At 58.4% G+C, this 23678-nt stretch carries 20 protein-coding genes; 10 read left to right on the top strand and 10 right to left on the bottom strand.

The window, feature by feature from the left end:
* Positions 1-315 precede the first annotated feature (315 nt).
* The gene (locus GQR90_RS05795) at positions 316-2436 is read left to right on the top strand and encodes a sigma-54-dependent Fis family transcriptional regulator (RefSeq protein ID WP_158775335.1); all 2121 of its coding nucleotides are present in this window, start codon (positions 316-318) and stop codon (positions 2434-2436) included.
* Positions 2437-2561: 125 nt separating this feature from the next.
* Here the strand turns inward: GQR90_RS05795 and GQR90_RS05790 are convergent, their stop codons facing one another.
* The 6 genes from GQR90_RS05790 to GQR90_RS17515 form a co-directional block, all read right to left on the bottom strand.
* Positions 2562-3413 (bottom strand): ABC transporter permease, encoded by an 852-nt coding sequence (locus GQR90_RS05790; RefSeq protein ID WP_158773283.1) that lies wholly within the window; start codon positions 3411-3413, stop codon positions 2562-2564.
* 3 nt (positions 3414-3416) lie between these two features.
* The gene (locus GQR90_RS05785) at positions 3417-4688 is read right to left on the bottom strand and encodes an ABC transporter permease (protein ID WP_158773282.1); all 1272 of its coding nucleotides are present in this window, start codon (positions 4686-4688) and stop codon (positions 3417-3419) included.
* 129 nt (positions 4689-4817) lie between these two features.
* A complete protein-coding gene (locus GQR90_RS05780; RefSeq protein ID WP_158773281.1) occupies positions 4818-5942 on the bottom strand; it encodes an extracellular solute-binding protein in 1125 nt (374 codons plus the stop codon).
* Positions 5943-6018: 76 nt separating this feature from the next.
* The gene (locus GQR90_RS05775) at positions 6019-7155 is read right to left on the bottom strand and encodes an ABC transporter ATP-binding protein (RefSeq protein ID WP_442778540.1); all 1137 of its coding nucleotides are present in this window, start codon (positions 7153-7155) and stop codon (positions 6019-6021) included.
* A gap of 335 nt (positions 7156-7490) precedes the next feature.
* Positions 7491-7652 (bottom strand): YqaE/Pmp3 family membrane protein, encoded by a 162-nt coding sequence (locus tag GQR90_RS05770; RefSeq protein WP_035159406.1) that lies wholly within the window; start codon positions 7650-7652, stop codon positions 7491-7493.
* A gap of 132 nt (positions 7653-7784) precedes the next feature.
* Positions 7785-8108, bottom strand: coding sequence for a hypothetical protein (locus tag GQR90_RS17515; RefSeq protein WP_199269478.1), 324 nt, complete (start codon positions 8106-8108; stop codon positions 7785-7787).
* Positions 8109-8439: 331 nt separating this feature from the next.
* On the opposite strand from GQR90_RS17515, the gene GQR90_RS05760 reads away from it, so the two are divergent.
* From GQR90_RS05760 to GQR90_RS05745, 4 genes are all read left to right on the top strand, one after another.
* A complete protein-coding gene (locus tag GQR90_RS05760) occupies positions 8440-9189 on the top strand; it encodes a glutathione peroxidase (RefSeq protein WP_158773280.1) in 750 nt (249 codons plus the stop codon).
* 109 nt (positions 9190-9298) lie between these two features.
* A complete protein-coding gene (locus GQR90_RS05755) occupies positions 9299-10783 on the top strand; it encodes a dihydrolipoyl dehydrogenase (protein ID WP_158773279.1) in 1485 nt (494 codons plus the stop codon).
* A gap of 140 nt (positions 10784-10923) precedes the next feature.
* Positions 10924-11343, top strand: a complete 420-nt coding sequence (locus tag GQR90_RS05750; protein WP_158773278.1) for a CBS domain-containing protein — start codon at positions 10924-10926, stop codon at positions 11341-11343.
* Between the two features lie 590 nt (positions 11344-11933).
* On the top strand, positions 11934-13325 hold the full coding sequence (locus GQR90_RS05745) for a D-serine ammonia-lyase (RefSeq protein WP_158773277.1): 1392 nt from the start codon (positions 11934-11936) through the stop codon (positions 13323-13325).
* Positions 13326-13352: 27 nt separating this feature from the next.
* Here the strand turns inward: GQR90_RS05745 and GQR90_RS05740 are convergent, their stop codons facing one another.
* Both GQR90_RS05740 and glcC read right to left on the bottom strand, forming a co-directional pair.
* Positions 13353-13937, bottom strand: coding sequence for a YqaA family protein (locus tag GQR90_RS05740; protein ID WP_024951654.1), 585 nt, complete (start codon positions 13935-13937; stop codon positions 13353-13355).
* Between the two features lie 97 nt (positions 13938-14034).
* Positions 14035-14823, bottom strand: coding sequence for a transcriptional regulator GlcC (gene glcC, locus GQR90_RS05735; protein WP_233266444.1), 789 nt, complete (start codon positions 14821-14823; stop codon positions 14035-14037).
* 209 nt (positions 14824-15032) lie between these two features.
* Between glcC and glcD the strand changes: the two genes are divergently transcribed.
* The 4 genes from glcD to GQR90_RS05715 all read left to right on the top strand — a co-directional run bounded on the left by glcD (position 15033) and on the right by GQR90_RS05715 (position 19737).
* Positions 15033-16532, top strand: a complete 1500-nt coding sequence (gene glcD, locus GQR90_RS05730) for a glycolate oxidase subunit GlcD (protein WP_158773276.1) — start codon at positions 15033-15035, stop codon at positions 16530-16532.
* Between the two features lie 70 nt (positions 16533-16602).
* Entirely contained in the window at positions 16603-17793 is a 1191-nt protein-coding gene (glcE, locus tag GQR90_RS05725; RefSeq protein ID WP_158773275.1) for a glycolate oxidase subunit GlcE, read from the top strand.
* 64 nt (positions 17794-17857) lie between these two features.
* Complete coding sequence (gene glcF, locus GQR90_RS05720; protein ID WP_158773274.1) at positions 17858-19231, top strand: glycolate oxidase subunit GlcF; 1374 nt, start codon at positions 17858-17860, stop codon at positions 19229-19231.
* Between the two features lie 98 nt (positions 19232-19329).
* Positions 19330-19737, top strand: coding sequence for a GlcG/HbpS family heme-binding protein (locus GQR90_RS05715; RefSeq protein WP_158773273.1), 408 nt, complete (start codon positions 19330-19332; stop codon positions 19735-19737).
* Between the two features lie 134 nt (positions 19738-19871).
* Here the strand turns inward: GQR90_RS05715 and GQR90_RS05710 are convergent, their stop codons facing one another.
* Positions 19872-20750 carry a LysR family transcriptional regulator gene (locus GQR90_RS05710; RefSeq protein ID WP_158773272.1) on the bottom strand — a complete coding sequence of 293 codons (879 nt, stop codon included), beginning with the start codon at positions 20748-20750 and terminating at the stop codon, positions 19872-19874.
* Between the two features lie 266 nt (positions 20751-21016).
* On the opposite strand from GQR90_RS05710, the gene mgrA reads away from it, so the two are divergent.
* The gene (gene mgrA, locus GQR90_RS05705; protein WP_158773271.1) at positions 21017-22045 is read left to right on the top strand and encodes an L-glyceraldehyde 3-phosphate reductase; all 1029 of its coding nucleotides are present in this window, start codon (positions 21017-21019) and stop codon (positions 22043-22045) included.
* A gap of 108 nt (positions 22046-22153) precedes the next feature.
* On the opposite strand, the gene xylB is transcribed toward mgrA, so the two are convergent.
* Positions 22154-23665: a xylulokinase gene (gene xylB / locus GQR90_RS05700; protein ID WP_158773270.1), complete on the bottom strand. Its 1512-nt coding sequence runs from the start codon at positions 23663-23665 to the stop codon at positions 22154-22156.
* Between the last annotated feature and the right edge of the window lie 13 nt (positions 23666-23678).

Here is a 23678-nt window from a genome sequence, read left to right as displayed (position 1 = left end):
GTCATAAAGCGAACCGCGTGCCAACGATCCCGGATCAGCCCCGCAGGCAGCGCGGCAACATCAACTTTGACGCGTAAAGAATGTTGCCTTCTCATGCCCTTTCAGTGGCTTGCCATACCCGACCAAGGAAGGGGGACGACGATGGTCTAGCCCGCGGAATGGTGCTTTTGCCACTACTCTGATGAACAGTAACTGAACAGATTGGGCGGCGAGATTGAACACTTGGCGCGCACTAGTGAACATTCTCGTGAACACCCCAATTGATCAGGCATATAACAACAGAGGCCCTCAGGGTCCGTCGTACAAGGGGCTACCATGCCGTCACATCACGCCGCTGATCCTTTAGCCACACAATCTGTGGCACCTGCCACTGCGTCAGATTCCAACAGCTCACCTACCAATCACTCCCTTGCCCGCCATTCGTTCTTCAGTGACCCGCTCGCCGATACTGCTCTCAATACTGCCTGCCCGCCCGATGAATTGGCTTGGCGCCAGCGTCAGGCATCCAGTCTGATGGCAACCGTCGAGGCAGCTGTCGCTGGCCATATACATAATCTGTTGAAGCACTGGCAGGCTTGTCTGGTATTGACGGATCGCGACGGCGTGGTGCTGGCCAGTTATGGTCATCAGCGCTTGTTGGGGCGAGATGCATTGCTGTTGAACCCCGGTGCCCGCTGGCGCGAAGAGTCACTTGGACATAATGCACTGGCCGAGACACTCAACGCGCCACGCGCCAATCGTCTCGCGCGAGTGGCATTGGAAGATCATGAAGCCCCTTTGCTCAAAGGGCTGGCCAGTGCGAGTGCGGCGCTGTTGTCTCCAGCGCGCTGGCAGTCAAGCCGTGGCCTGACACCGGGGGCTTGCGAAGGATGCCTGGGGCTGATCTGTGATCCTTACCGTGTGCGCCAGTACAGCCTGGGCATGCTGAGCGTGCTGGCCGATGACATCGAACAGCGTCGTATGGGCGAGCATTTTGGAACTGACCATCATCTGCTACGACTGCATCTCAACATGAGCCAGCTGGATTCGCCCAGTGCAGCACTGCTAGCCGTCACGCCTTCCGGTGTCATCGCCGCCGCCAGTAGACGCGGTCTACAGTGGCTCGCCAATCAGCTGACCACAGACACTGGTGATGACCTCATCAAGGGGGGGAATATACCGACGCGAGACGATGTGCATCTATTATTGGGCCAGTCATTGGATCGCTGGCAGCTGGACTGGTCGGCACTGACGGGAGGCGGTCAGCGAATACTGACGGATCATCCGCAGCTCACGGGTTATGCGCTACGCTGCCAACCACCTGTGCCTCGCATTACTCCTCGTGCACCGGCATCGCATACCGCTCCGACACCTCACTCACCCTCTCCTTCAGCCTCAACAACCGCTCCCCTCACTGCTAGCCTGGCGCGACTTCATCATGGCGACCCGGGATGGGCGCAGGTGTGTGCCCTGCTGCAACGGCTCGCCAATGCTCGCTTGCCACTGCTGTTACAAGGGGAAACAGGTGTCGGGAAAGAGGAGGTGGTCAAGGCACTTCATCAAGCCAGCAGTCGTGCCCATCAGCCGCTGGTAGCCATCAATTGCGCGGCGTTGCCGACTGAGTTGGTGGAGGCCGAGCTATTCGGATATCGCAGAGGAGCCTTCACCGGGGCAGACCCGGCAGGCCGTGAGGGACGCTTGCTAGAAGCGAATGGCGGCCGGCTGTTTCTCGATGAAATTGGCGACATGCCGCTGCACGTTCAAGCGCGCTTGTTACGAGTGCTGCAAGAACGCGAGATCACTCCACTGGGCGGTGGCCAGCCACGACGGGTCGACTTCGAGTTGGTGGCAGCAACGCATCAGCCATTGCTGGAGCGCGTTCGTGAAGGCAGCTTCCGTGCTGATCTCTATTATCGTCTGTGTGGCGCCACCATCACCCTGCCACCATTGCGAGAGCGTCAGGATATCGATGGCCTGAGTCACGCCCTGCTCACACGCCTATGTGCTGAGCAGCAACGTCATACACCCTCCCTTTCACCGGACATCCTTCGCTGCTTGCGCGATCATGACTGGCCGGGAAATATCCGCGAGCTGGAGAACTGCTTACGCCTGGCGCTGGCGTTGTGCGATGGTGATCAACTGGATGCTGTCCATCTGATGCTTCATCCCGCGCAGAATGTGATGAATTTCACTGCCGGTATTGCTGCGTCGCCTGCATTGTGGGCTTCACCTTCCACCATCTGCCCATCACACACCGATCCACTATCATTTGCGGATAACGATTCGCGAGTCACCAAGAACTCACTTGATGATCACATCGCTGCACTGCACGACCTGTCTTCCGCACAAGAACTGCAAATAGCGCTGGATGCGCTCGGTGGCAATGTCTCACGATTGGCCCGCGCACTGGATATCAGTCGTACGACGCTTTACAAGCGGCTAGGCGCACACGGCTAGCCATCATATAAGGCCAGACAGTACTTGAGGTCAGCGGTAACTTGCTGGCAATAAGGGTGCTCTCAAAGACATGAAAGCCCCCGCAAACGCCGTTTGCGGGGGCTTTCATGTCATGCAATGCCATCTCAGCTGGGCGTCAGACCTCTCAGGCGCTCATTTCGACGGCGGATCATCTCAAGTGTGGCGAGTAGCATGATCGACACCAGTACCAGCAACGTGGCGACTGCGAGAATGGTCGGGCTGATTTCTTCGCGAATACCGGACCACATCTTGATCGGAATGGTGGTCTGCGCCGGACCGGCAATGAACAGCACCACGACCACCTCATCAAACGAGGTGATGAAGGCAAACAGCGCCCCCGACACCACACCCGGTGTCACCAACGGCAAGATGATGCGGAAGAAGGTACGACTCGGGCTCGCCCCTAGCGAGTGAGCTGCCCTCGTCAATGAGTGATCAAATCCCGATAACGTTGCGGTGACCGTGATGACCACGAAGGGGATACCCAGCGCCGTATGCGCCAGAATGACCCCTAGATAGGTCTGGGTCAGGCCCAGCTTTGAGAAGAAGAAGAACATTGCCGCCGCACTGATGATCAATGGCACGATCATCGGCGAGATCAGAATCGCCATGATGGTATTGCGAAACGGCATGAAGCGACTCGAGAGCCCCAACGCCGCCAGTGTTCCCAATACCGTGGCCAGCACCGTCGCACAGACCGCGATGATGATGCTGTTCTTTATGGCACGCATCCACTCATCGGAGGTAAAGAAGTCCTGATACCAGCGCAGCGAGAAGCCCTCAGGGTCCAGCGAGAGCATCTTGTCCGAGAAGGTGAAGTACGGTTCAGCATTGAACGATAGTGGGATGATGACCAGGATTGGCCCGATCAGAAATAGAAAGATCAGCGCACAGAGCGTACAGAAAACCCAATGCCAGATCCGCTCACCGCGCGTTGCATAAGAAGGTATGGCCATCTGTCACCCCAGTTTGACCTTGTCCACACCGATCAAGCGGTTGTAGACCAGATAGAAGAGGATCACCACGACCAGCAGAATTGAGCCAATGGCCGCTGCCAGCCCCCAATTGAGCGAGGTCTGCATGTGGTAGGCGATGAAGTTGGTAATGAAGCGACCGGACTGCCCACCCACCAGCGCCGGCGTGATGTAATAGCCGATGGAGAGGATGAACACCAGAATGGAGCCTGCTCCGATACCAGGCAATGTCTGCGGGAAGTAGACACGTCGGAAGGCGGTTACTGGCCCTGCCCCCAAGGAACGGGCGGCATGCATATAGCTGGGCGGAATGGTCTTCATGACCGAGTAGAGCGGCAGGATCATGAATGGCAACAGGATGTGCGTCATCGCAATGATGGTGCCCGTCTTGTTGTAGATCATCTGGATGCGCGCCTCTTCAGCGATCAGCCCTACCCCCACCAACATGTCATTGAGTACCCCCTGTTGTTGAAGGATTGCGATCCAGGTGGTCGTACGTACCAGCAGTGAGGTCCAGAATGGCAGTAGCACCAGAATCATCAACAGATTGCCACGCCCTGCAGGCAAGGTCGCCAATAGCCAGGCCACCGGATAAGCCAGCAATAGCGCTAGCCCCGTGATGACGGCACTCATCCAGAAAGTACGGATGAACAGCACCACATGGATCTGCAGATACTCAGGCTTCTCGACAATTTCCCCTGTCGGCGAGAACTGTCGATCTATCGCTGCGAGATAGTAGGACGCGGTATAAAGCCCAGACTCACGCTTGATCAATCGCCAGATATCCGGGTCCTGCCAGTCCTTGTCAGCCTTGATGAGGGCTTCCTTGAACGGTGGCTCCATCCGCCCTGCCTTGCGTGCACTCTTCGTGAACAAGGAGCGCATACCGGACATTTCATAATTGAGGCGTGATGCCACTCGCCCCAGATTACGTGCCTTGAGACCAGCCTCCAGATCCTGAGCCAATGCTGCATAGGCTGCCTCATCCGGCAATCCTTCTCCGTCCCAGTGGGTCAATGACTCACTGGTTCGCGGGAGGTAGGTCGAGACTTCAGGGTTATCGACACTGCGTGACAGCATGTCGAAGATGGGCATGACGAAGGCCAGCCCGATGAAGATCAACAGCGGCGCCACGAGCAACAGTGCCTTGAGGCGACTGCGGCGCACGGCGCGATTGAGACTCTGCTTGAGGGGGACACCGTCTGCGGTAGTCAGCCCCTCGGGGCCGGACGTTGCCGGTACGGAGGAATCACTCATCCTGCACTCCTTGATCGGCCATCCGCGAAAACTCGGCAGACACATGACGATAGCGCATGGCTGTCGAGCATCATCAAGAATGACTCCAGCGTGCCTAAGCCACTGGAGCCATCGAGGACAGTGCGAGGATTAACGTGCCAGCCAGGCGTTGAAGCGCTGGCTTAGCTCATCGAGATTATCTGCCCAGAACTCATCATCCTTGGGGATGGCAGTCTCGAAGTTGGGGCCATAGGTCGGCATGTGTGGCTTCATGTCGATGCCAGTATCAGCATGAGTCGAGACCAGTGATGCAGACGAAGTACGCGCTGGGCCGTAGGAAATGTACTTGGCCTGATCCGCCAGCCGCTGAGTATCAGTGGCAAACATCAGGTAGTCCTTGACCTTGTCCAGCTTGCCAGTCGGTACCACCCAACCATCCAGCTCGAAGACCTGGGCATCCCAGACGATCGAGAATGGCTGTTTTTCATTCACTTCAGCATTGAAGATACGGCCGTTATACGCTGAGGCGAAGGCGACTTCCTTATCCGCCAGCAGCTGCGGTGGCTGTGCGCCCTCTTCCCACCAGATCACGCTGTCCTTGATGGTATCGAGTTTGGCAAAGGCACGCTCAATGCCTTCGTCCGTGTCCAGCGTGGCATAGACATCTTCCGGCGCTACACCGTCAGCGACCAATGCCCACTCCAGGTTGTTGATCGGCTTTTTCTGCAGCGCACGCTTGCCCGGGAATTCCTCGAGATTGAAGACATCATCGATGGAGTCTGGCTGCTTGTCTTCCGGGAACATCTCGGTATTGAACGCCACAATGTTGGAATAGACGATCTGCGGCACGAAGCACTCGCTCAGCGAGCCCTCGATGAAATCCTCACTGGCCGGTGTGCCATCCGGTGCCGGTGCAAACAGCGTATCGGCATCCAGTGGTTCGATCAGTCCTTCCGAGCAGGCAATCAACGCATCACTGGGTAGCATGTCCACCAGGTCCCACGTCACATTACCGGCCTGCACCTGAGCACGTAGCCCCGAGAGTGCATTGGAAGACTTGTCGATATTGATGATGGTATCGCCGCTCTTCTTCTCCCACGGCTCATGATAGGCCTTGAGCTGACTATCGCTGTAAGCGCCGCCCCACGACACGATATTGAGCGTCTGAGCCTGTACGGCGCCTGCGCTCATCCCCGCGGCGGCGATGGCAATCACCAACGCACCGCGCAGTGGTATACCCGAACGAGATGGAATGATTTTCTTGATCACTGACATGGATGATTCTCCCTGATTTATTGTTGTTGTGCTGTCTTGATTGCTGCGTACTGCCCCGTGCCTGCGTCACCTGCCCCTAGGCATCCAGCGCACGACAGTCTTGTGCATCCCAGCCGACCTTCAATGATTGCCCGGGCTTCAGCACCGGATAACCGTCAGCATTGGGGGTCTTGATGATGAATTCCTCACTTCCGCAGACTGCTACGCGAGTTCGCAGGTGATCCCCAAGATAGATCACTTCCTTGACCTCGGCGGTGAAGACATTGTCCGGCAACGGCGCATCGCTGCTCTCTTCCGCCAACAGCCGCACTCGCTCCGGGCGCAGTGAGAGCTGAGTTCGCTCACCCATGGCCTTTATGGCGACCGGCAATGCCTTGACCTCCTCACCACCATCGAGTGTCACCGTGCAGTACGCTTCGCCACCATCTAGACGAGATACCACACCATTGAGTCGATTGTTCTCACCGATGAAGTACGCCACAAACGCATTCTCGGGCGCTTCATACAACGCCTCGGGCGTAGCCAACTGTTGCACGATGCCATCATTGAAGACCGCAATACGGTCCGACATGGTCAGCGCTTCTGTTTGATCATGCGTCACATACAGCATGGTGACGCCAAGACGCTGATGAATACGCTTGATCTCGAACTGCATCTCTTCTCGCAGATTTTTGTCCAACGCGCCAAGCGGCTCATCCATCAGCACCAATTCAGGCTCAAATACCAGTGCACGAGCAAGAGCTACGCGCTGCTGCTGACCACCAGAGAGCTGACCAGGACGGCGATCACCAAACTCACCAAGCCTCACCATGTCTAGCGCATTGGCGACCTTGCTGGTGATTTCCTCCTTGCTCATGCCGCGGACTTCCAGTGGAAAGGCAAGATTTTCAGCTACGCTCATATGCGGAAATAACGCGTAATTCTGGAATACCATCCCGATACCGCGCTTGTGAGGCGGTAATTTATTGATCGGGACGCCATCAAGAAGTATTTCGCCGTGGGTAGGGGTTTCGAAGCCCGCCATCATCATCAGGCAGGTGGTCTTGCCAGAGCCGGACGGCCCTAGCAGAGTGACGAACTCGCCGCGGCGGACTTCAAGATTGAAGCCCTTGACCACTAGCGTCTCGCCGTCGTAACTCTTCTGTACATCACTGAATCGAGCAAAACAGGAGCTGGTCTCCTGCGGCACGTCGGGCTCTGCAGTCATGACCATACGCTGTATCCATCATGTTGTTCTTATTAGTGGAGTCTAGCGGTAACTCGGGAACCGCTGGGCCTTTGCCCACCGCCCTCTCCGCCACTGCCATCCACTTTGACCCTACGGCGTCAAACCAAAGTCGACAAGGTATTCCCGCGCTGAATAGCGTTTAACTCAGCCCGTGCGTCAATACGATAAATGAGCTACGCCTCTTTACAGCCGATATATGGCGTGCCTTTCAGGCAAACAGCCGTCTGAATGTCGATAAAAAGTGCCAACGCAAAAAGCCCCACCCGCAGAGTCTGCGAGTGGGGCTTTCAGGTTTCAAAATCTTTCAACGATTCACGGCATCAAAACTTGGTAATGACCCATACAGCATGAATGACGCCTGGCAGGAAACCGAAGCACGTCAGGATGATGTTGATCCAAAAGTGCTTGTTGGCGATCCCGACCTGCATCAGTACCCCTAACGGGGGCAAAATGATAGCCAATATGATGCGGATAATATCCATGATGTGCTCCTTGCGGTCTGGATATGACGACCGTGAACTCACGGAAGTCATGAACGATAGGTCACTTGTCACCAGTCTTGCACCAGCACCTATCTTGCCAGTACGTATTCATCGAGACTGATGCACTCAATATCAATGTGTATGTTTACTGCTGGTGTCTCTACCGACATGGTCATTATCACTGCCACTGTCTTGATGACCTTCACCGTCGGTATCGCTAGCTTCTTTCGACTGAGATGCCTTTACACGAGAATCGTGATCGATCTTCTGCGACAGCTGTTCCGAGTCAGCCGCCAGCTGTTCGTGATACTTTTCCCAGTCTTCCCAGTCGTGCGGCGTGCCGCTCCGGGGGCGATGACTGCCGGATTCACGTGCTCTTGCCCAGGCGTGTTCTTCCAGACTCTGAGGCTTGTCTTCCTCCTTGTCCTTGCCGCCCTCCAGATTGTGCTTGGCCATGTACTCTCTAGCATTCATCTCGTGCCTCGCTTGTCAGCCGTCACTGCCTGACTGTGCTGTGCTGTGCTGTGCTGTGCATTACCCATTATCTGCGGATGATCGTGACAGATATCAAGTCTGTACAACTCTCCAGGAGGAAATAAACCTCAGCCACATCCAATGATCAAGAAAAACTATCGAGTCGCTTGAATCATTCAAATTCACCCCGTAGCAGCATCTGCATAGACTGGCTCCAGTTTCGCAAGGCACTGATTCCTCGATGTTCACGAGAACGAATATCAGTAGCCCGCCACCCTGATTGGATATGCCTCGAGAGGCAGGAGCCCGTTACATGCAATTTGATACACACGAAGGCCAGCAAGTTCCCGTCGTCAACTTCAAGATTCGCCGCGACGGTCGACTGGTTGATCGTACCAGTGACGATATCTTCACTGGACGTAATGTGGTGGTCTTCGCACTGCCTGGCGCCTTCACCCCAACTTGCTCTTCCACTCACCTGCCGCGCTACAACGAGCTGGCAGACCGCTTCTACGCCGCGGGTGTCGACGAGATCGTCTGCCTGTCAGTCAACGATGCCTTCGTGATGGAATCCTGGGGCGAGCATCAGGAAGCCGAGAACCTGAGCCTGATTGCGGATGGCAATGGCGATTTCGCCGACGGCATGGGCATGCTGGTCGACAAGCGTGATCTCGGCTTTGGCAAGCGCAGCTGGCGCTATTCCATGCTGGTCCGCAATGGCGTGGTCGAGAAGCAGTTCATCGAACCGCAGAAGCCGGGCGACCCCTTTGAAGTTTCCGATGCCGACACCATGCTCGATTACCTGGATGTCGATGCCGGTCGTCCGAGCTTCGCCACCCTGTTCAGCAAGCCGGGCTGCCCGTACTGCGCACGTGCCAAACAGATGCTGGACGAGGCCCGTATCAGCTACGAGGTGATTGAAGTCGGCACCCGTGGCGTCACCTCCCGTTCACTGCGTGCCATGACCGGCCGCGCCACCGTACCGCAGGTCTGGATCGATGGTGAGCACATCGGTGGGAGTGATGAAGTCGCACGCTATTTCGGCAGCCTCACCAGCGCCTGAGTCGTTACTTTTTTCTCACGCATGCCATGCCTATCACCCGGCAATCGCATGCCTATCCCACTAATCAGTAAGGGCTCATGCCTACCACGGGCCTTCAGGAGAGTACGAGATGAACGAACGCCAGGTTGAAGTCGCCATCATTGGCGCAGGCAGTGCAGGTCTCGGTGCCTATCGTGCCGCCAAGGCACACACCGATTCCGTTGTCATGATCGAAGGTGGCCCTTACGGCACGACCTGTGCCCGTGTCGGCTGCATGCCCTCCAAGCTTCTGATCAGTGCGGCAGAAGCGGCGCACCACGCCCGTGATGCCGGCCCTTTCGGCATCGAGATCCAGGGCGAGGTCAAGGTCAACGGTCGCGCCGTGATGGATCGCGTCAAACGTGAGCGTGACCGCTTCGTCGGTTTCGTGATCGAGTCCATCGAGGGTATCCCGTCACATGATCGTCTACGTGGCAACGCGCGTTTCGAAACTGCCAATAGCCTGATCATCGGCGACAACGAGACCCGCGTGACCTTCGAGCGCGTCATCATCGCGACCGGTTCACGCCCCAGCTATCCGGGCTTCTTCGATAACGCCGGTGATCGCCTGATCATCAATGACAACGTGTTCGAGTGGAATGATCTACCTGAGTCCGTCGCAGTCTTCGGCCCCGGCGTCATCGGGCTCGAATTGGGTCAAGCGCTCAGTCGACTGGGGGTGCGTATCCGCATGTTCGGGGTCGGCGGTGCCATCGGGCCGCTACGCGACGAGACAATCCGTGCCAATGCTGATCGCGTCTTCAATGAAGAGTTCTACCTGGACCCCGACGCCAAGGTCGAGAAGATCGAACGCGTCGAAGACGAGAACGGTGCCGGCGTGGAGATCACCTTCATCGAACGTGGTAGCGACGCGCGCCTGACCGAGCGCTTCGATTACCTGCTCGCCGCCACCGGGCGCCGCCCGAATGTAGACCGTCTCAATATCGAGGCGCTGAATCTCAAACTGGATGAACGCGGCGTGCCGATCTTCAATCGTCATACCCTGCAGACTCGCTATTGCGATGACAAACCAAGCAATGTATTCATTGTGGGCGACGCCAATAATGACTTGCCGCTGCTGCATGAAGCCTCGGATGAAGGCCGTATCGCGGGTGACAACGCAGGTCGCTTCCCCGATGTGCGCGCAGGACATCGCAAAAGCACTATTGCTGTCGTGTTCAGCGATCCGCAGATGGCGACCATCGGGCTATCCACTGCCGAGATCGAGCAGCGCTATGGTGCCTGTGATTGCTACGCGGTCGGGGAAGTCGACTTCACTGGCCAAGGCCGCTCCCGCGTGATGCGCATGAACAAAGGCATGCTACGCGTCTACGGCGAGCAAGGAACGGGCCTGCTGCTAGGCGCCGAGATCTTCGGCCCACGCGCAGAGCATCTTGCTCACTTGCTGGCGTGGGCACATCAACAGCGCATGACCATCGAGCAGATGCTGGAGATGCCCTTCTATCATCCGGTGATCGAAGAAGGCCTGCGTACCGCACTGCGTGACCTCAATGCCAACTTGCAACTGGGGCCAGCTATCGTCGAGCGCTGCATGGAATGTGGTCCGGGTGACTGAGTCTTTCGTGAGTTGACGCCTTCAGGCAACCCACGTACGAATGCCCTATGCTCTAGGCACAGGTTGCATGCCGCCGGTAGCCATCCGAGTGACTATCGGCATTCATTGAACGACTCCCTGTGGGGAGCAGGAGGCCTGCCATGAAAGCAGCGCAACTCACGGTTCCCTCGACCATTCGCGACATCATGTCCCGCGATTGCTATCGAGTGAAGGCACGCACCAGCATTCTCGAACTCGCACAGGGCCTGACACACCATCGTCTACCCGGCGTACCTGTCGTCGATGACCTGGACCGTCTGATCGGCTTTATCTCAGAGCAAGACATTCTCGGCAAGCTACTCGACAGTGCCTACCACTGCGGCCAACACGCCCATGTCGGTGATTTGATGCGCAATGAAGTACTTAGCGTCAGCCCCAGTGACAGCATCACTGATCTGGCGCAACGAATGAACGGTCAGCGCCCCAAGGTCTACCCCGTTGTTGAGCAGGGCCGCCTACTGGGCCTGGTGACACGCCGAGATGTGCTGAGCGCACTATTGATCATGCAATCAGGCTGCTGAGTCAGTATCGCCATTCGAAAACGCTCCCCATGAAAATGCCCCACTAGCACTCGCCAGCGGGGCTTTTTCATGGGGGGTCGACATCACCTGATAGCACTCTGCAGTACTACGTCGGATCGATGAACTATTACCCGATAGCTAATCAAGCAGGCGGCGACATATTTCCCCGCCGGTCTCGTCAGGCACATTCACATCGCAAGAAAAGTGACCGTTTCAGAAGAGCACCTTCCCGCGAACGTATACGTGGCGAGTGACTGCCTGAATTTGAACAAAAAAAATCCGCCAGGAAAAACCGTGGCGGAGATAAGAACAGTTAAAACCAGACATAACATCGCGATAACATCATATCCTTGCTTACTACGACCACCGCTTCTCAATTTCTATCCCGTTCAACACAAAAAGATTCAGCCTTTTTTGTCACAATACTTTACTGGATGTGAAGACTGAACTACGTGCGTTGCCAACTGAAGACACCGCTGATATCAGCGAGGAACGTAAAACTGATCAGACGGCGCCGAGCTGACAAGCTCCTGCAGGACAGGCTAGCCTATCGCTACCTCCTATTGCCCTGTCGCCTCAAGGATTGATGCATGCCCGTGACTCCTCACACGACCGCTGATCTCATCGCCCGCTTTCCTGAACTCGCATCACTTGTCGCCTACCAGGAAGCCAGCTGGATAAACCCTGACCAGCTGCCTTGTCGCGAAGCACTGGCCTCACCAGCACTGCAAGACAGCGGCCTGAGCCCCCAGGACGTTGATGAAGCCTGCGCACGTCTTGCACGCTTCGCACCTTGGATAGCAGAGGCCTTTGCCGACACGCGTGATACGGCGGGGAACATCGAATCGCCGCTGATCGAAGCCCCAGCACTCCAGCATGCGTTATCGCTGACCACGACGCCTGCCAATGCACTCCTCGGCCGCTTGATGATCAAGTGTGATCACGCGCTGCCCGTCTCTGGCTCCATCAAGGCGCGTGGCGGCATTCACGAAGTGCTCAAGCATGCGGAGACACTCGCATTGGACAGTGGCCTACTCAGCACTGGCGATAATTATCGCGCCTTTGAACAATCCGCACTGCGTGAACTGCTATCTCGGCACCACATCCTGGTGGGCTCTACCGGCAATCTGGGCTTGAGCATCGGCATCATGAGCGCACGACTCGGCTTTTGCGTCACCGTACATATGTCGGCAGATGCTCGCCAGTGGAAGAAGGACTTGCTGCGCGAACGCGGAGCACAGGTCGTCGAGCATTCCGGAGACTACAGCGAGGCCGTGGACACCGGACGGCGTGAGGCCCTTCAGCACCCCAACGCATACTTTATCGACGACGAAGGCTCGCGTGATCTGTTCAATGGCTATGCGACGGCAGCAAGAGAGCTTGAACAGCAGCTGGCAGCCCAGCGCATTCATATCGATGCCCAGCATCCGCTTTGCGTCTATCTGCCCTGCGGTGTGGGGGGTGGCCCCGGGGGCGTGGCGTACGGTCTCAAACTGGCCTTTGGCGATGCCGTACACTGTTTCTTCGCTGAACCCGTGCACTCGCCCTGCATGTTGCTGGGCATGCTGACCGGCGAACATGACGCCATTGCCGTGCAGGACATTGGCATCGATAACACCACCTGTGCCGATGGCCTGGCAGTGGGCCGTGCCTCGGCCTTTGTCGGGCGCGTCATGTCACCACTGCTGAGCGGCATCTACACCCTGCAGGATGACACCTTGCTGGCACTGCTTGCGCTGGCTTATGACAGCGAAGGGTTGAGACTTGAACCATCGGCACTGGCCGGCGTGCCGGGCATGCTACGCGTATTGGAGGATTCACCGCTCTGGCGGGCCTGGCGACAGCATGTCGGCCTGGATAGCCCGACGATACAGGCCAATACGACACACATCGTCTGGTCGACCGGCGGCAGCATGGTGCCACGTGCAGTGTGGGAAGAGGAATATCAGCGTGGCAAGGCACTGCTTGCCTCACGTCGCTGAGAGTCGCCTTATTGAGTATTGAGGGGGCTATTGCATGAAGGCCTGCCAAAGCCAGGCACCCACGGCGACTAGCCCCACCAGGCCCAACGGGCCTGAGTAGCGCTGCCACAGTGCCATCGCACGGTCTTCAAGCAGCGCCACCAGCGCGGCCAGCCCGAAATAGCGTACACCTCGCCCGATCAACGCCGCCAGCAGGAACAACCCCACGGGATAACCGCTGGCGCCAGCGACCAGCATCGCGCTCTGGAAGGGGATCGGCACGATGCCGATCAGCACGATGGCGAGAAAGCCCTGTTCGCTGAAGCGTTGCTGGAACATATCAAAGGCCTGCTGACCGCCAAAGAATCCGATCAGGCTGTCACCCCAGAGTGCCAGTGCATGGGAGCCAAGATAGAAGCCCACCAACGCCGCCGACAGATTGCCCGCCAATGCCACGGCAGCTATCCGCCAGCGGCGCTCAGGATGACGCAGCATCCACGGGATCAGAATCACCTCAATCGGAATCGGGATCAGCAGCGTCTCCAGCACTGAAGCGAAGAACAGCCACAGCATGGCGTGACGCGAGCGATTGAGACGATCGAGCCAGTCACTGGCAGAAGAGAGTTTCAACATGGTGGCAGCATGGCTTCCGAGTAGATGATCCGCCTACTTTGCCCTGAGTGAACTCGCGCGGCTACTCCTCGCGCTTCGTCACATCGAATTTTTTCTGCTACCCAAACCCTTCCAGACGCATCGCTGATCGCACTAGCCGTTCGTCCTCTGCCTCCAGTTCACGCAAACTGTCACGAATGCTGTGCAAGTGATGCAGCGCCGCCTGTTCGGCCACCTCAGGAAGCTGGTCCATCACGGCACGATAGATCGCCGTGTGCTGAGCATTGATCTGTCCACGAGGAATGGGTCGGTGATAGAGATTGCGCAACGACGCGAAGACCGAACTCAATAGCAGGTCATTGATGCCCTGCAGCGTATGTACCAGTACCGGATTGTGTGATGCCTCACAGATGGCGTGATGGAAAGCGTGATCCAGGCGAGCCAGCTGCTGGGCATCTGGCAGCGTATCGCCCGTCGCTTCACGTATGCAGGCTGCCATCGCTTCATAGTGGCGGCGAATCAATACGCGGTCAGCCGGCGTCCCCCGTTGTGCTGCGAGTCGCGCCGACTCGCCCTCCAGCAACGCCCTTACCTCCAGTAAATCGTAGAGTGTGCGCGGATGATCACGAAACAGATGCATCAGTGGGCTGATATCAGCACTCGGCAGCAGCTGCGCGACGCTTGAGCCCTTTCCGTGACGCGTTTCAATGATGCCCTTGCCACGCAACAGTCTCAGTCCTTCGCGCAGCGAGGGGCGCGAGATCCCCAATCGCTCACACAGGAGACGCTCAGAGGGGATCATCTGACCCGGCTTCAGTACGCCATCGAGTATCAATTGCTCAAGACGTGCCGCGGCTTGCTCGGGCGCCCGTAGATCAGATGGCAGAGCACTGTTCATTACCTGCATCGCTGACCTCTTTGTGTCGTTGTTCGTTGTCATCAATCGCGCCGATTCACTGGTCAGACCACTCTTCACACCCTACAGACATCCCTATCAAACAGACGAGCACTAGCGACAGTCACTAGACGAATGTCTGGTCAGACCACTTGACTCATACATGGACAATGCGAGGTCTGCACGCCAGATTGAAGACTGACCGTTTCGGGAGTCGCCTCATGAATATCCTGTACGACCCAGCGTTGGATGGACCGCTGACGCAACACGACAAGGCCAAGGTACTGGCACATCTCACGGCGATGCTGCCGAGCCTGACGCTACTGCACCGTGAAGAAGACCTGCACCCTTTCGAGTGTGATGGTCTGGCGGCCTATCGCGTCATGCCGATGCTGGTTGCGCTGCCTGAGTGCGTCGAGCAGGTCGCCGCCCTGCTGCGCGAGTGCCATGCCCTTGGCGTACCTGTGGTCACGCGGGGAGCTGGCACCGGCCTTTCCGGCGGCGCATTGCCCTTGGAACAGGGGGTGTTGCTGGTGATGTCACGCATGGCGAGAATTCTCGAGATTGACCCTGATGCACGCATAGCACGTCTGGAACCCGGCGTGCGCAATCTCGCGATTTCAGAAGCGGCCGCCCCCTATGGCCTCTACTACGCCCCGGACCCCTCCTCCCAGATCGCCTGTTCCATCGGCGGAAACGTCGCTGAAAATGCCGGTGGCGTGCACTGCCTCAAGTACGGTTTGACCGTGCATAACCTGCTCAAACTGGAAGTGCTGACCATCGAAGGCGAGCCGATGACACTTGGTGCCGACAGCCTCGATGCCGCGGGACTGGACATGCTTGCGCTGTTCACGGGCTCCGAGGGCATGCTGGGTGTGGTAACGGAAGTGACGGTCCGTCTACTGCCAAAACCGGAGACTGCCAAGGTACTGATGGCGAGCTTCGATGATATCGACAAGGCGGGTCGCGCCGTCGGTGACATCATCGCCTGCGGCATCATTCCTGGTGGCCTGGAGATGATGGATAACCTGGCCATTCGCGCCGCTGAAGACTTCATTCATGCTGGCTACCCGATCGAGGCGACTGCCATCCTGTTGTGTGAACTGGATGGTGCCGAAGGGGATGTCAGTGACGACTGCGCGCGAGTGCGTGAGGTGCTGGAGCTCGCCGGCGCCACCGAGATTCGTCTGGCACGTGACGAGCAGGAGCGCGCGCGCTTCTGGGCAGGACGCAAGAATGCCTTCCCTGCCGTCGGTCGCATGTCGCCTGACTATTACTGCATGGATGGCACCATCCCTCGCCGCGAACTCCCGACAGTGCTGACCGGAATTGCCGAGCTTTCACGCCAGTCGGGACTGGCCGTCGCCAATGTGTTTCATGCAGGTGACGGCAACATGCACCCGCTGATCCTGTTCGATGCCAATCGTCCCGGCGAACTTGAGCTGGCCGAGGACGTCGGCGGCAAGATCCTCGAACTGTGTGTGGCCGCCGGTGGCAGTATCACCGGTGAACATGGCGTGGGCCGCGAGAAGATCAATCAGATGTGCGCTCAGTTCACCAGCGATGAAATCACCGTCTTTCATGCCGTGAAGGCTGCCTTCGACCCGACTGGCCTGCTCAATCCCGGCAAGAATATCCCGACCCTGGCGCGGTGTGCTGAATTTGGTGCCATGCATGTACACCACAACCAGCTGCCGCACCCCGAGCTGCCGCGTTTTTGATCATCCGTCGTACTGCTGATCTGTCGGCTTCGCGTTGAACGAAGGCTGCACTGCCACACAAGGACATGACATGTCAGAGCCATCCCCTGTTTCTCAGCGTCAAGTACCGGCCCATGCCGAGTATGCCCACGGTAATCAGAGCGGACATGACGCGAGTGAGGCACTCGGTGAACAGGTGCGCGCAGCACATGCGGCACAGCGCCCGCTACGCATCACCGGCAGTGGCAGCAAGGCCTTTCTCGGCCGGACAGTCGAGGCCGATGAAGTGCTCGACATGCGCGCGCATCACGGCATCACTCACTATGACCCCGTGGAGCTGATGGTCTCGGTACGTGCTGGCACCCCTCTCGCTGAGCTTGAGGCCGTGCTGGCCGAGCAGCATCAGCACCTGAGCTGCGAGCCGCCGCACTTCGGAGCGAATGCCACTGTCGGGGGCACGCTTGCTTGCGGGCTATCGGGCCCACGCCGCCCGTGGAGTGGCAGTCTGCGTGATCTGGTGTTGGGTACGCGCATCATCAGTGCCGAAGGCAAGGCATTGCGCTTCGGCGGTGAGGTGATGAAGAACGTTGCCGGGTATGACCTTTCGCGCCTGATGACCGGCGCACAAGGCACGCTGGGCGCCATCAGCGAAGTCTCCCTCAAGGTGATGCCGCGCCCAGCGGCGAGTCAGTCACTGCGTCTGGAGCTGTCCCTAGACGAGACGCTCACACGGCTTACCGCCTGGGGGCGCACACCACTGCCGATCTCCGCTGCCAGCTGGCAAGCCGGTACGTTATCCCTGCGACTGGAAGGGGGCATGCGCTCAGTAGAAGCCGGCGTGACGATGCTGGGGGGCGAGTCACTGCACGCGATCGAAGCGGCTAGTTACTGGTCAGACCTGCGCGAGCACCAACTTCCCTTTTTCACGACTCTTGCCAGCCATGAGGCGCTATGGCGCCTGTCGCTGCCATTGGTGCTCAACCATGGAGATTGGCAAGCCGCCGTCAGCGAAACGCTGGGCCATATTGATGAGGAAGACCTGCTGTGTGATTGGGCCGGCGCCCAGCGTTGGCTATATAGCGATGCAGCGCCTGAGCGTATCCGCCAACTGGCACATCGCTTTGGAGGACATGCCATCTGCTACACCCCGGGGGTCGTCAATGAGCAAGACAGTCCTTTGATGCCATTGGCCGCCATCAACACTCGCTATCACGTCCAGCTCAAGCAGCAGCTCGATCCACTCGGCATTCTGAATCCCGGCCGACTACATGCAGGGCTATAAGGCGCAAGCACCGATAGCGCAATCACAATAGAGAACTCCGCCCTATCTCAAGGAAGTCCTGACCATGCAGACACACTTCAGCGAAGCCGCACTCGCCAAGCCGCACATCCAGAAGGCCGACAAGGTGCTGCGTAGCTGTGTTCACTGTGGCTTCTGCAATGCCACCTGCCCGACTTATCAGTTGCTGGGCGACGAGCGCGACGGTCCGCGTGGACGTATCTATCTGATCAAACAGCTGCTGGAGAGCGATCCCGACAGCGCAGAGGAAAGCGAACGTCAACGCGCATCACAGGTGACGCGCGAGACACAGTTGCACCTGGATCGCTGTCTGAGCTGCCGCAGCTGCGAGACGACCTGCCCTTCCGGCGTCAAGTATCACAAGCTGTTGGATATCGGCCGCCATGAACTCGAACGTCGCGTCAGCCGACCGTGGCATGAACGACTGCTGCGCACCGGTTTGCGCCATGCGCTAGTTGAGCCCACGCGCTTCAAGGCGCTGTTGGCGCTGGGTGTGCGCTTTCGACCACTCGCACCCGCCTCGTTGGCCGATAAAATTCCGGTGCCAGACCATCACTCATCGGTGGCGCGGCCCTCGCCACAGCGTCATTCCCGACAGGTGTTGATGCTAGAGGGTTGCGTACAGCCGGGGCTGTCGCCCAACACCAATGCCGCGACAGCACGTGTACTTGACCGCTTCGGCATCGGTGTCACACCCGTCAAGGAAGCCGGTTGCTGCGGGGCCATCGACTACCACCTCAACGCTCAGCAGGCGGGTCGGGCACGCATGCGCGCCAATATCGATGCCTGGTGGCCCGCCATTGAAGCCGGCGCCGAGAGCATCGTGCAGACTGCCAGCGGCTGTGGCGCCTTCGTCAAGGAATACGGTGAGATGCTCGCCGATGACCCGGACTATGCCGAGCGAGCAGCGCGAGTGAGTGCATTGGCCAAGGATATTGTCGAAGTCCTGGACGCCGCAGTCAGTGCTGCCGCGGAAATCCCTGCTATCGAGAGCACGAATGTCGAGAGCACGAATGGCGAGAACACGGACGTCAATGACACGGCACACACCCGTGATGCGCGACGACTGAATACCGTTGTCGGTGGCAAGAAGACACTGGCCTTCCACTGCCCCTGTACGCTACAACATGCCCAGAAACTCGGCGGCAAGACAGAAGCGCTACTGAGTCGTTTGGGCTTCAAGATCGCGCCTGTGGCAGAGAGTCATCTATGCTGCGGCTCTGCGGGCACCTACTCCGTCACACAGCCAGAGTTGTCACGCCAGCTCCGAGACCGCAAGCTGGGAGCGCTTGAGGCCAGTGGAGCCTCGACCATCGTGACCGCCAACATCGGCTGCCAGACTCACCTCAACAGTGCTGGACGTACCTCAGTGCGACATTGGATAGAGCTAGTCGACGAGGCGCTCGCCGCTGCAACCTGATACATAAATGCCCGTTATCTTCCGGGGAAGACACATGCTGGACGGCCCCGATAGTCTCTAGCATCCCTTCACCCCATCATCCCAAACAAGGAAGCCTCATGATCTCTCGCCACGTACTGACCCTCGATGACGTCAATGTAATGCTGAACGCTGCGCAAAAGGAGGCTGATGCCAATGGCTGGGCAGTCTCCATCGCTGTCGCTGATGATGGTGGTCACCCGATGGGCCTGCGTCGTCTCGACAATACGCCGGCAATGACAGGCTACTTCGCCCAACAAAAAGCCAAGAGCGCCGCACTGGGTCGCCGCGAGACGCAGCTGTTTGAAGACTCCATCAATGGCGGACGCACCGCGTTTCTATCTGCACCAGAACTCGAAGGCATGCTGGGTGGCGGCGTACCCGTGTTGGTAGAAGGTCAGTTGGCTGGCAGCATCGGCGTGTCCGGTGTGAAGCCGGAGCAGGATGCGCAGATTGCCAAGGCTGGTGTAGCAGCGCTCGGGCTTTAACGTTAGCGCCCAGCCTATCGCTCGCCAGCCTGGCAGCTAACGATAACAGGCAGTCATGGCGTGACGATGACGAGAAGGCAGTAAACAAGGACCCGCGTGCCGGAGAGATGGCACGCGGGTCCTTTTGGGTCTGCTCATACCTGCCCCGGTATCCCTGCGATCACCGCATCCATGAAAGCTCTGAGCTTATCGGACTGTTGAATACGCTGTGGGTAGAGCATGTAAATACTGTGCGGTGTATCTTCCTCGGCTTCCAGCACCCGCACCAGACGGCCATCAGCCAGCTCATGATCCACCAGATATTCTGCGACGCGGATGATGCCGCCATCGGCCAGCGCCTGCTGCTTGAGCAAGCGATGATCATTGATGGCCAGCCTACCACTGATGATCACCTCGCCGCTGGCCATCGCCCAATGGGTGTGCCCTGTCCAGCGCAGACAGCGATGCGCGGTGAGATCCGATGACTGATGGGGCGTACCATGAGCTGCCAGATAGAGGGGTGTGGCACAGCAACAGTGGACATAATCCAGCAGGTGCCGTGCAATCATGTTACCCGGCGGCTGGCGCGTGGCACGAAACGCCACATCAAAGGGTTCCCGGGTCAGATCATGACTTTCATAGCTGACATCAAGGCGAATCTCCAGCGCCGGATGGCGTACCTGGAAATCACGACAGATGGCCATCAAATAGCGCTCGGCAAACAGCACTGGCGCAGTCACCCGCAACACACCACTGAAGCTGTGGCGCTCATGTTCAAGGTCGCGCTCCAATGCCACCAGCTCGTTCCGCACACCGCGCATGCGCAAACGAATGCGCTCGCCCTCCTCGGTCAGGCGCACCGCCCGGGTAGTGCGAATCAAGAGTGGCGCACCAATCTCTCGCTCCAGGCGGCGCACCTGCTCGGAGAGATAACCTCGTGAAATACCCAACACCTCTGCTGCGCGGGTAAAGCTCAGGGATTCCGCCACCTGAGCGAACAACATCAGACGCTCCATCTTCTTGTGCTGCTGCATGAGGACTCCTGCCGTGTACTGACGTGCCACTCTTTACGAACCAACGAGCTGACCTCTTTCTTGCCGCTTCCTGACCTCTTTCTACACTCACGGGTCTGTGGTGATTGTCTGTTATAGCAAACAATCTATTCGCTGAGCATGGCTTATCAGGGCCCGCCTAGCGTCCTAGACTGGCATGACAACCGGTGCGCAGTGCATCGGCCCGGCTCATCGATAGCGCTGCCTGACTTGACCGAGCCCAGCGGCGCGCCAGAAGGGATTCCCTCATGAGTTATACCCCCGCCAATGATCGTTATGAGCGCATGCAGTATCAGCGCTGCGGCAAGAGCGGCCTCAAGCTGCCGCGCCTGTCACTGGGGCTGTGGCACAACTTTGGCAACAACAGTCACGAAGATAATGCTCGCGCCATCTGCCGCACGGCATTCGATCACGGCATTACCCACTTTGACCTCGCCAATAATTATGGGCCGCCGCCGGGCAGTGCCGAAGAGATGTTTGGTCGTATGCTCAAACACGACTTCGCGGGGTATCGTGATGAGCTGGTGATTTCCAGCAAGGCGGGGTATCGCATGTGGCCTGGCCCCTATGGCGAATGGGGTAGCCGCAAGTATCTGCTGTCGAGCCTGGATCAGAGCCTCAAGCGCATGGACCTCGACTACGTTGACATCTTCTACTCCCACCGCTTCGACCCTGACACACCGCTGGAAGAAACCATGGGCGCACTGGATAGCGCGGTGCGTTCCGGCAAGGCACTGTATGCCGGCATCTCCTCCTACAACGCCCAACGCACCCGCGAGGCCGCGGCCATTCTGCGTGAGCTGGGGACACCGTGCATCATTCATCAGCCCAGCTACTCGATGATCAATCGTTGGATCGAGGACGATGGCCTATTGGACACTCTTGATGAGGAAGGCATGGGGTCTATCGTGTTCTCACCACTGGCGCAGGGCGTGCTGACCGGCAAGTACCTGGCCGGCGTGCCGGAAGATAGTCGCCTGGCACGGGGCGGGGCGCTCAAGGATAGTCACCTGAGTGAGGATAACCTTGCGCGAGTCCGTGCCTTGAATGAAATTGCCGAAGGGCGTGGCCAGTCGCTGGCACAGATGGCACTCGCCTGGGCACTGCGCGGCAATCGCGTGACCACGGCGCTGATCGGCGCAAGCCGCCCAGAGCAGGTAACCGATTGCGTGAAAGCACTTGATCACCTTGAGTTCAGCCAAGCGGAGCTCGATGAGATTGACCGCTACGCCGTTGATGGCGACGTGAATCTGTGGGCGCGCTCCTCAGCGTCTTGAGACGCATGACTCCAGGCCTGAAGGCCAGATCGAGCAGAACTGATACTCTGACACACAAACGCCCCGCCTTCTGATCGCTCAGAGGCGGGGCGTTTTGCGAGAATCACATCAATCTACCGCGCCCCCCATGGGGATGCCGTGAACATCTCTCAGCAGCGTGCGGTAACGCTCATAGCCACTACGGTAGTCAGCGACACCGGCTGCGTCAGGCAGTGTTCGCGTCGCAAGGTCCAGTGTCACCAGCCGCTCACATATGCTGTTCAGTGTCGCCCCACTGCCCTGTTGATGCCCAAGACACCAAGCGGCCTGAATCGCCGCACCCAGCGCAGCCGCTTCTGAGACCTGTGGACACACCACCTCGATATTGAGCATATCCGACAGCATCTGTCGCCATAGCGGGCTCTTGGCACCGCCTCCCACCACGCGTATCTGGCGTGCATTGGCACCCAGCGGTCCGAGACATTCCAGTGCATAACGCAGTCCGTAGCTGGCACCTTCCATGGTGGCACGGCACAGGTTCGCGGGGGTGGTATTGCGACTGTCGAGGCCGTGGAAGCTAGCCTCGGCTCTCGGCAACATCGGCACACGCTCGCCATTGAAAAAGGGCAGTACCTGCACGCCCTGCGCACCACGCGGCGAGCGTGCGACCTGCGCAGAGAAAGCCGTGACATCAAGGCCAAACATCTCACGCACCCGCGTAGTGGCCGAGGTGACGTTCATGGTGCACACCAGCGGTAACCAGCCACCATCGCTTGAGCTGAAACTCGCCACCTGCGAATCACATCCATCAGGATAGTCAGTGGACCAGGCGCAGACCGTGCCCGACGTTCCCATGCTCAGTGTCACGCGCCCTGGCGCAATGTTGCCGGTACCGATGGCACTCATCATGTTGTCGCCACCACCGCTGGAGACAATCACATCCTCGCGCAGGCCAAACCGTGCGGCGATCTCTGAGCGTACCCGCCCGGCCGGCTCATGCGACTCGATTATCCTCGGCAGTACGCGACGTGCGTCCAGTTCCGGTGCAATGAGATGAAAGACTTCCTGATGCCATTGCTGTCGGCGGGTATCGAAATAGCCCGTCCCCGAGGCATCACCGCGCTCGGTGACGCGCTCGCCGGTCAGCCAGAAATTGAGGTAGTCGTGAGGCAGTAGCAAGGTGGCAATCTGCTGGTATCGCTCAGGATGCTGCTCCCGCAACCAAGCGACCTTGGAAGCCGTATAGCCAGTTTGTAGCACGAGCCCAAGAGCGTCGAGGCAGCCGCGCTCGCCGCCCAATGCCTCGATGAGTGCGGCGTTATGCTCACTGGTTTCAGTATCGCACCACAGCTTGGCGGGATAGAGCGGCACGCCTTCAGCATCAAGCGCGACCATGCCATGCTGCTGACCTGACACGCCGATGGCCTGAATCCGTTGCGGATCGATCTGGCCTGCCGCCAGTGCATCATCAAGGGCACCTTCCAGTGCCGCGATCCAGTCAGCGGGGGCCTGCTCACGCCGACCGTTCGCGCCCTCGTGCAGCTCATGGCTGCGCTGGCCCTGGCCGATGATATGCCCGAGCGCGGGGTCCACAATCACGACCTTGGTGCTCTGGGTGCCGCAATCTATCCCTACCAACATGCGCCCTCTCCCT

Source organism: Cobetia sp. L2A1 (genome assembly GCF_009796845.1).
Classification (GTDB): Bacteria; Pseudomonadota; Gammaproteobacteria; order Pseudomonadales; family Halomonadaceae; genus Cobetia.
Note: the sequence above shows the minus strand (reverse complement) of the source record. Positions and strands in the feature narration are given on the sequence as shown.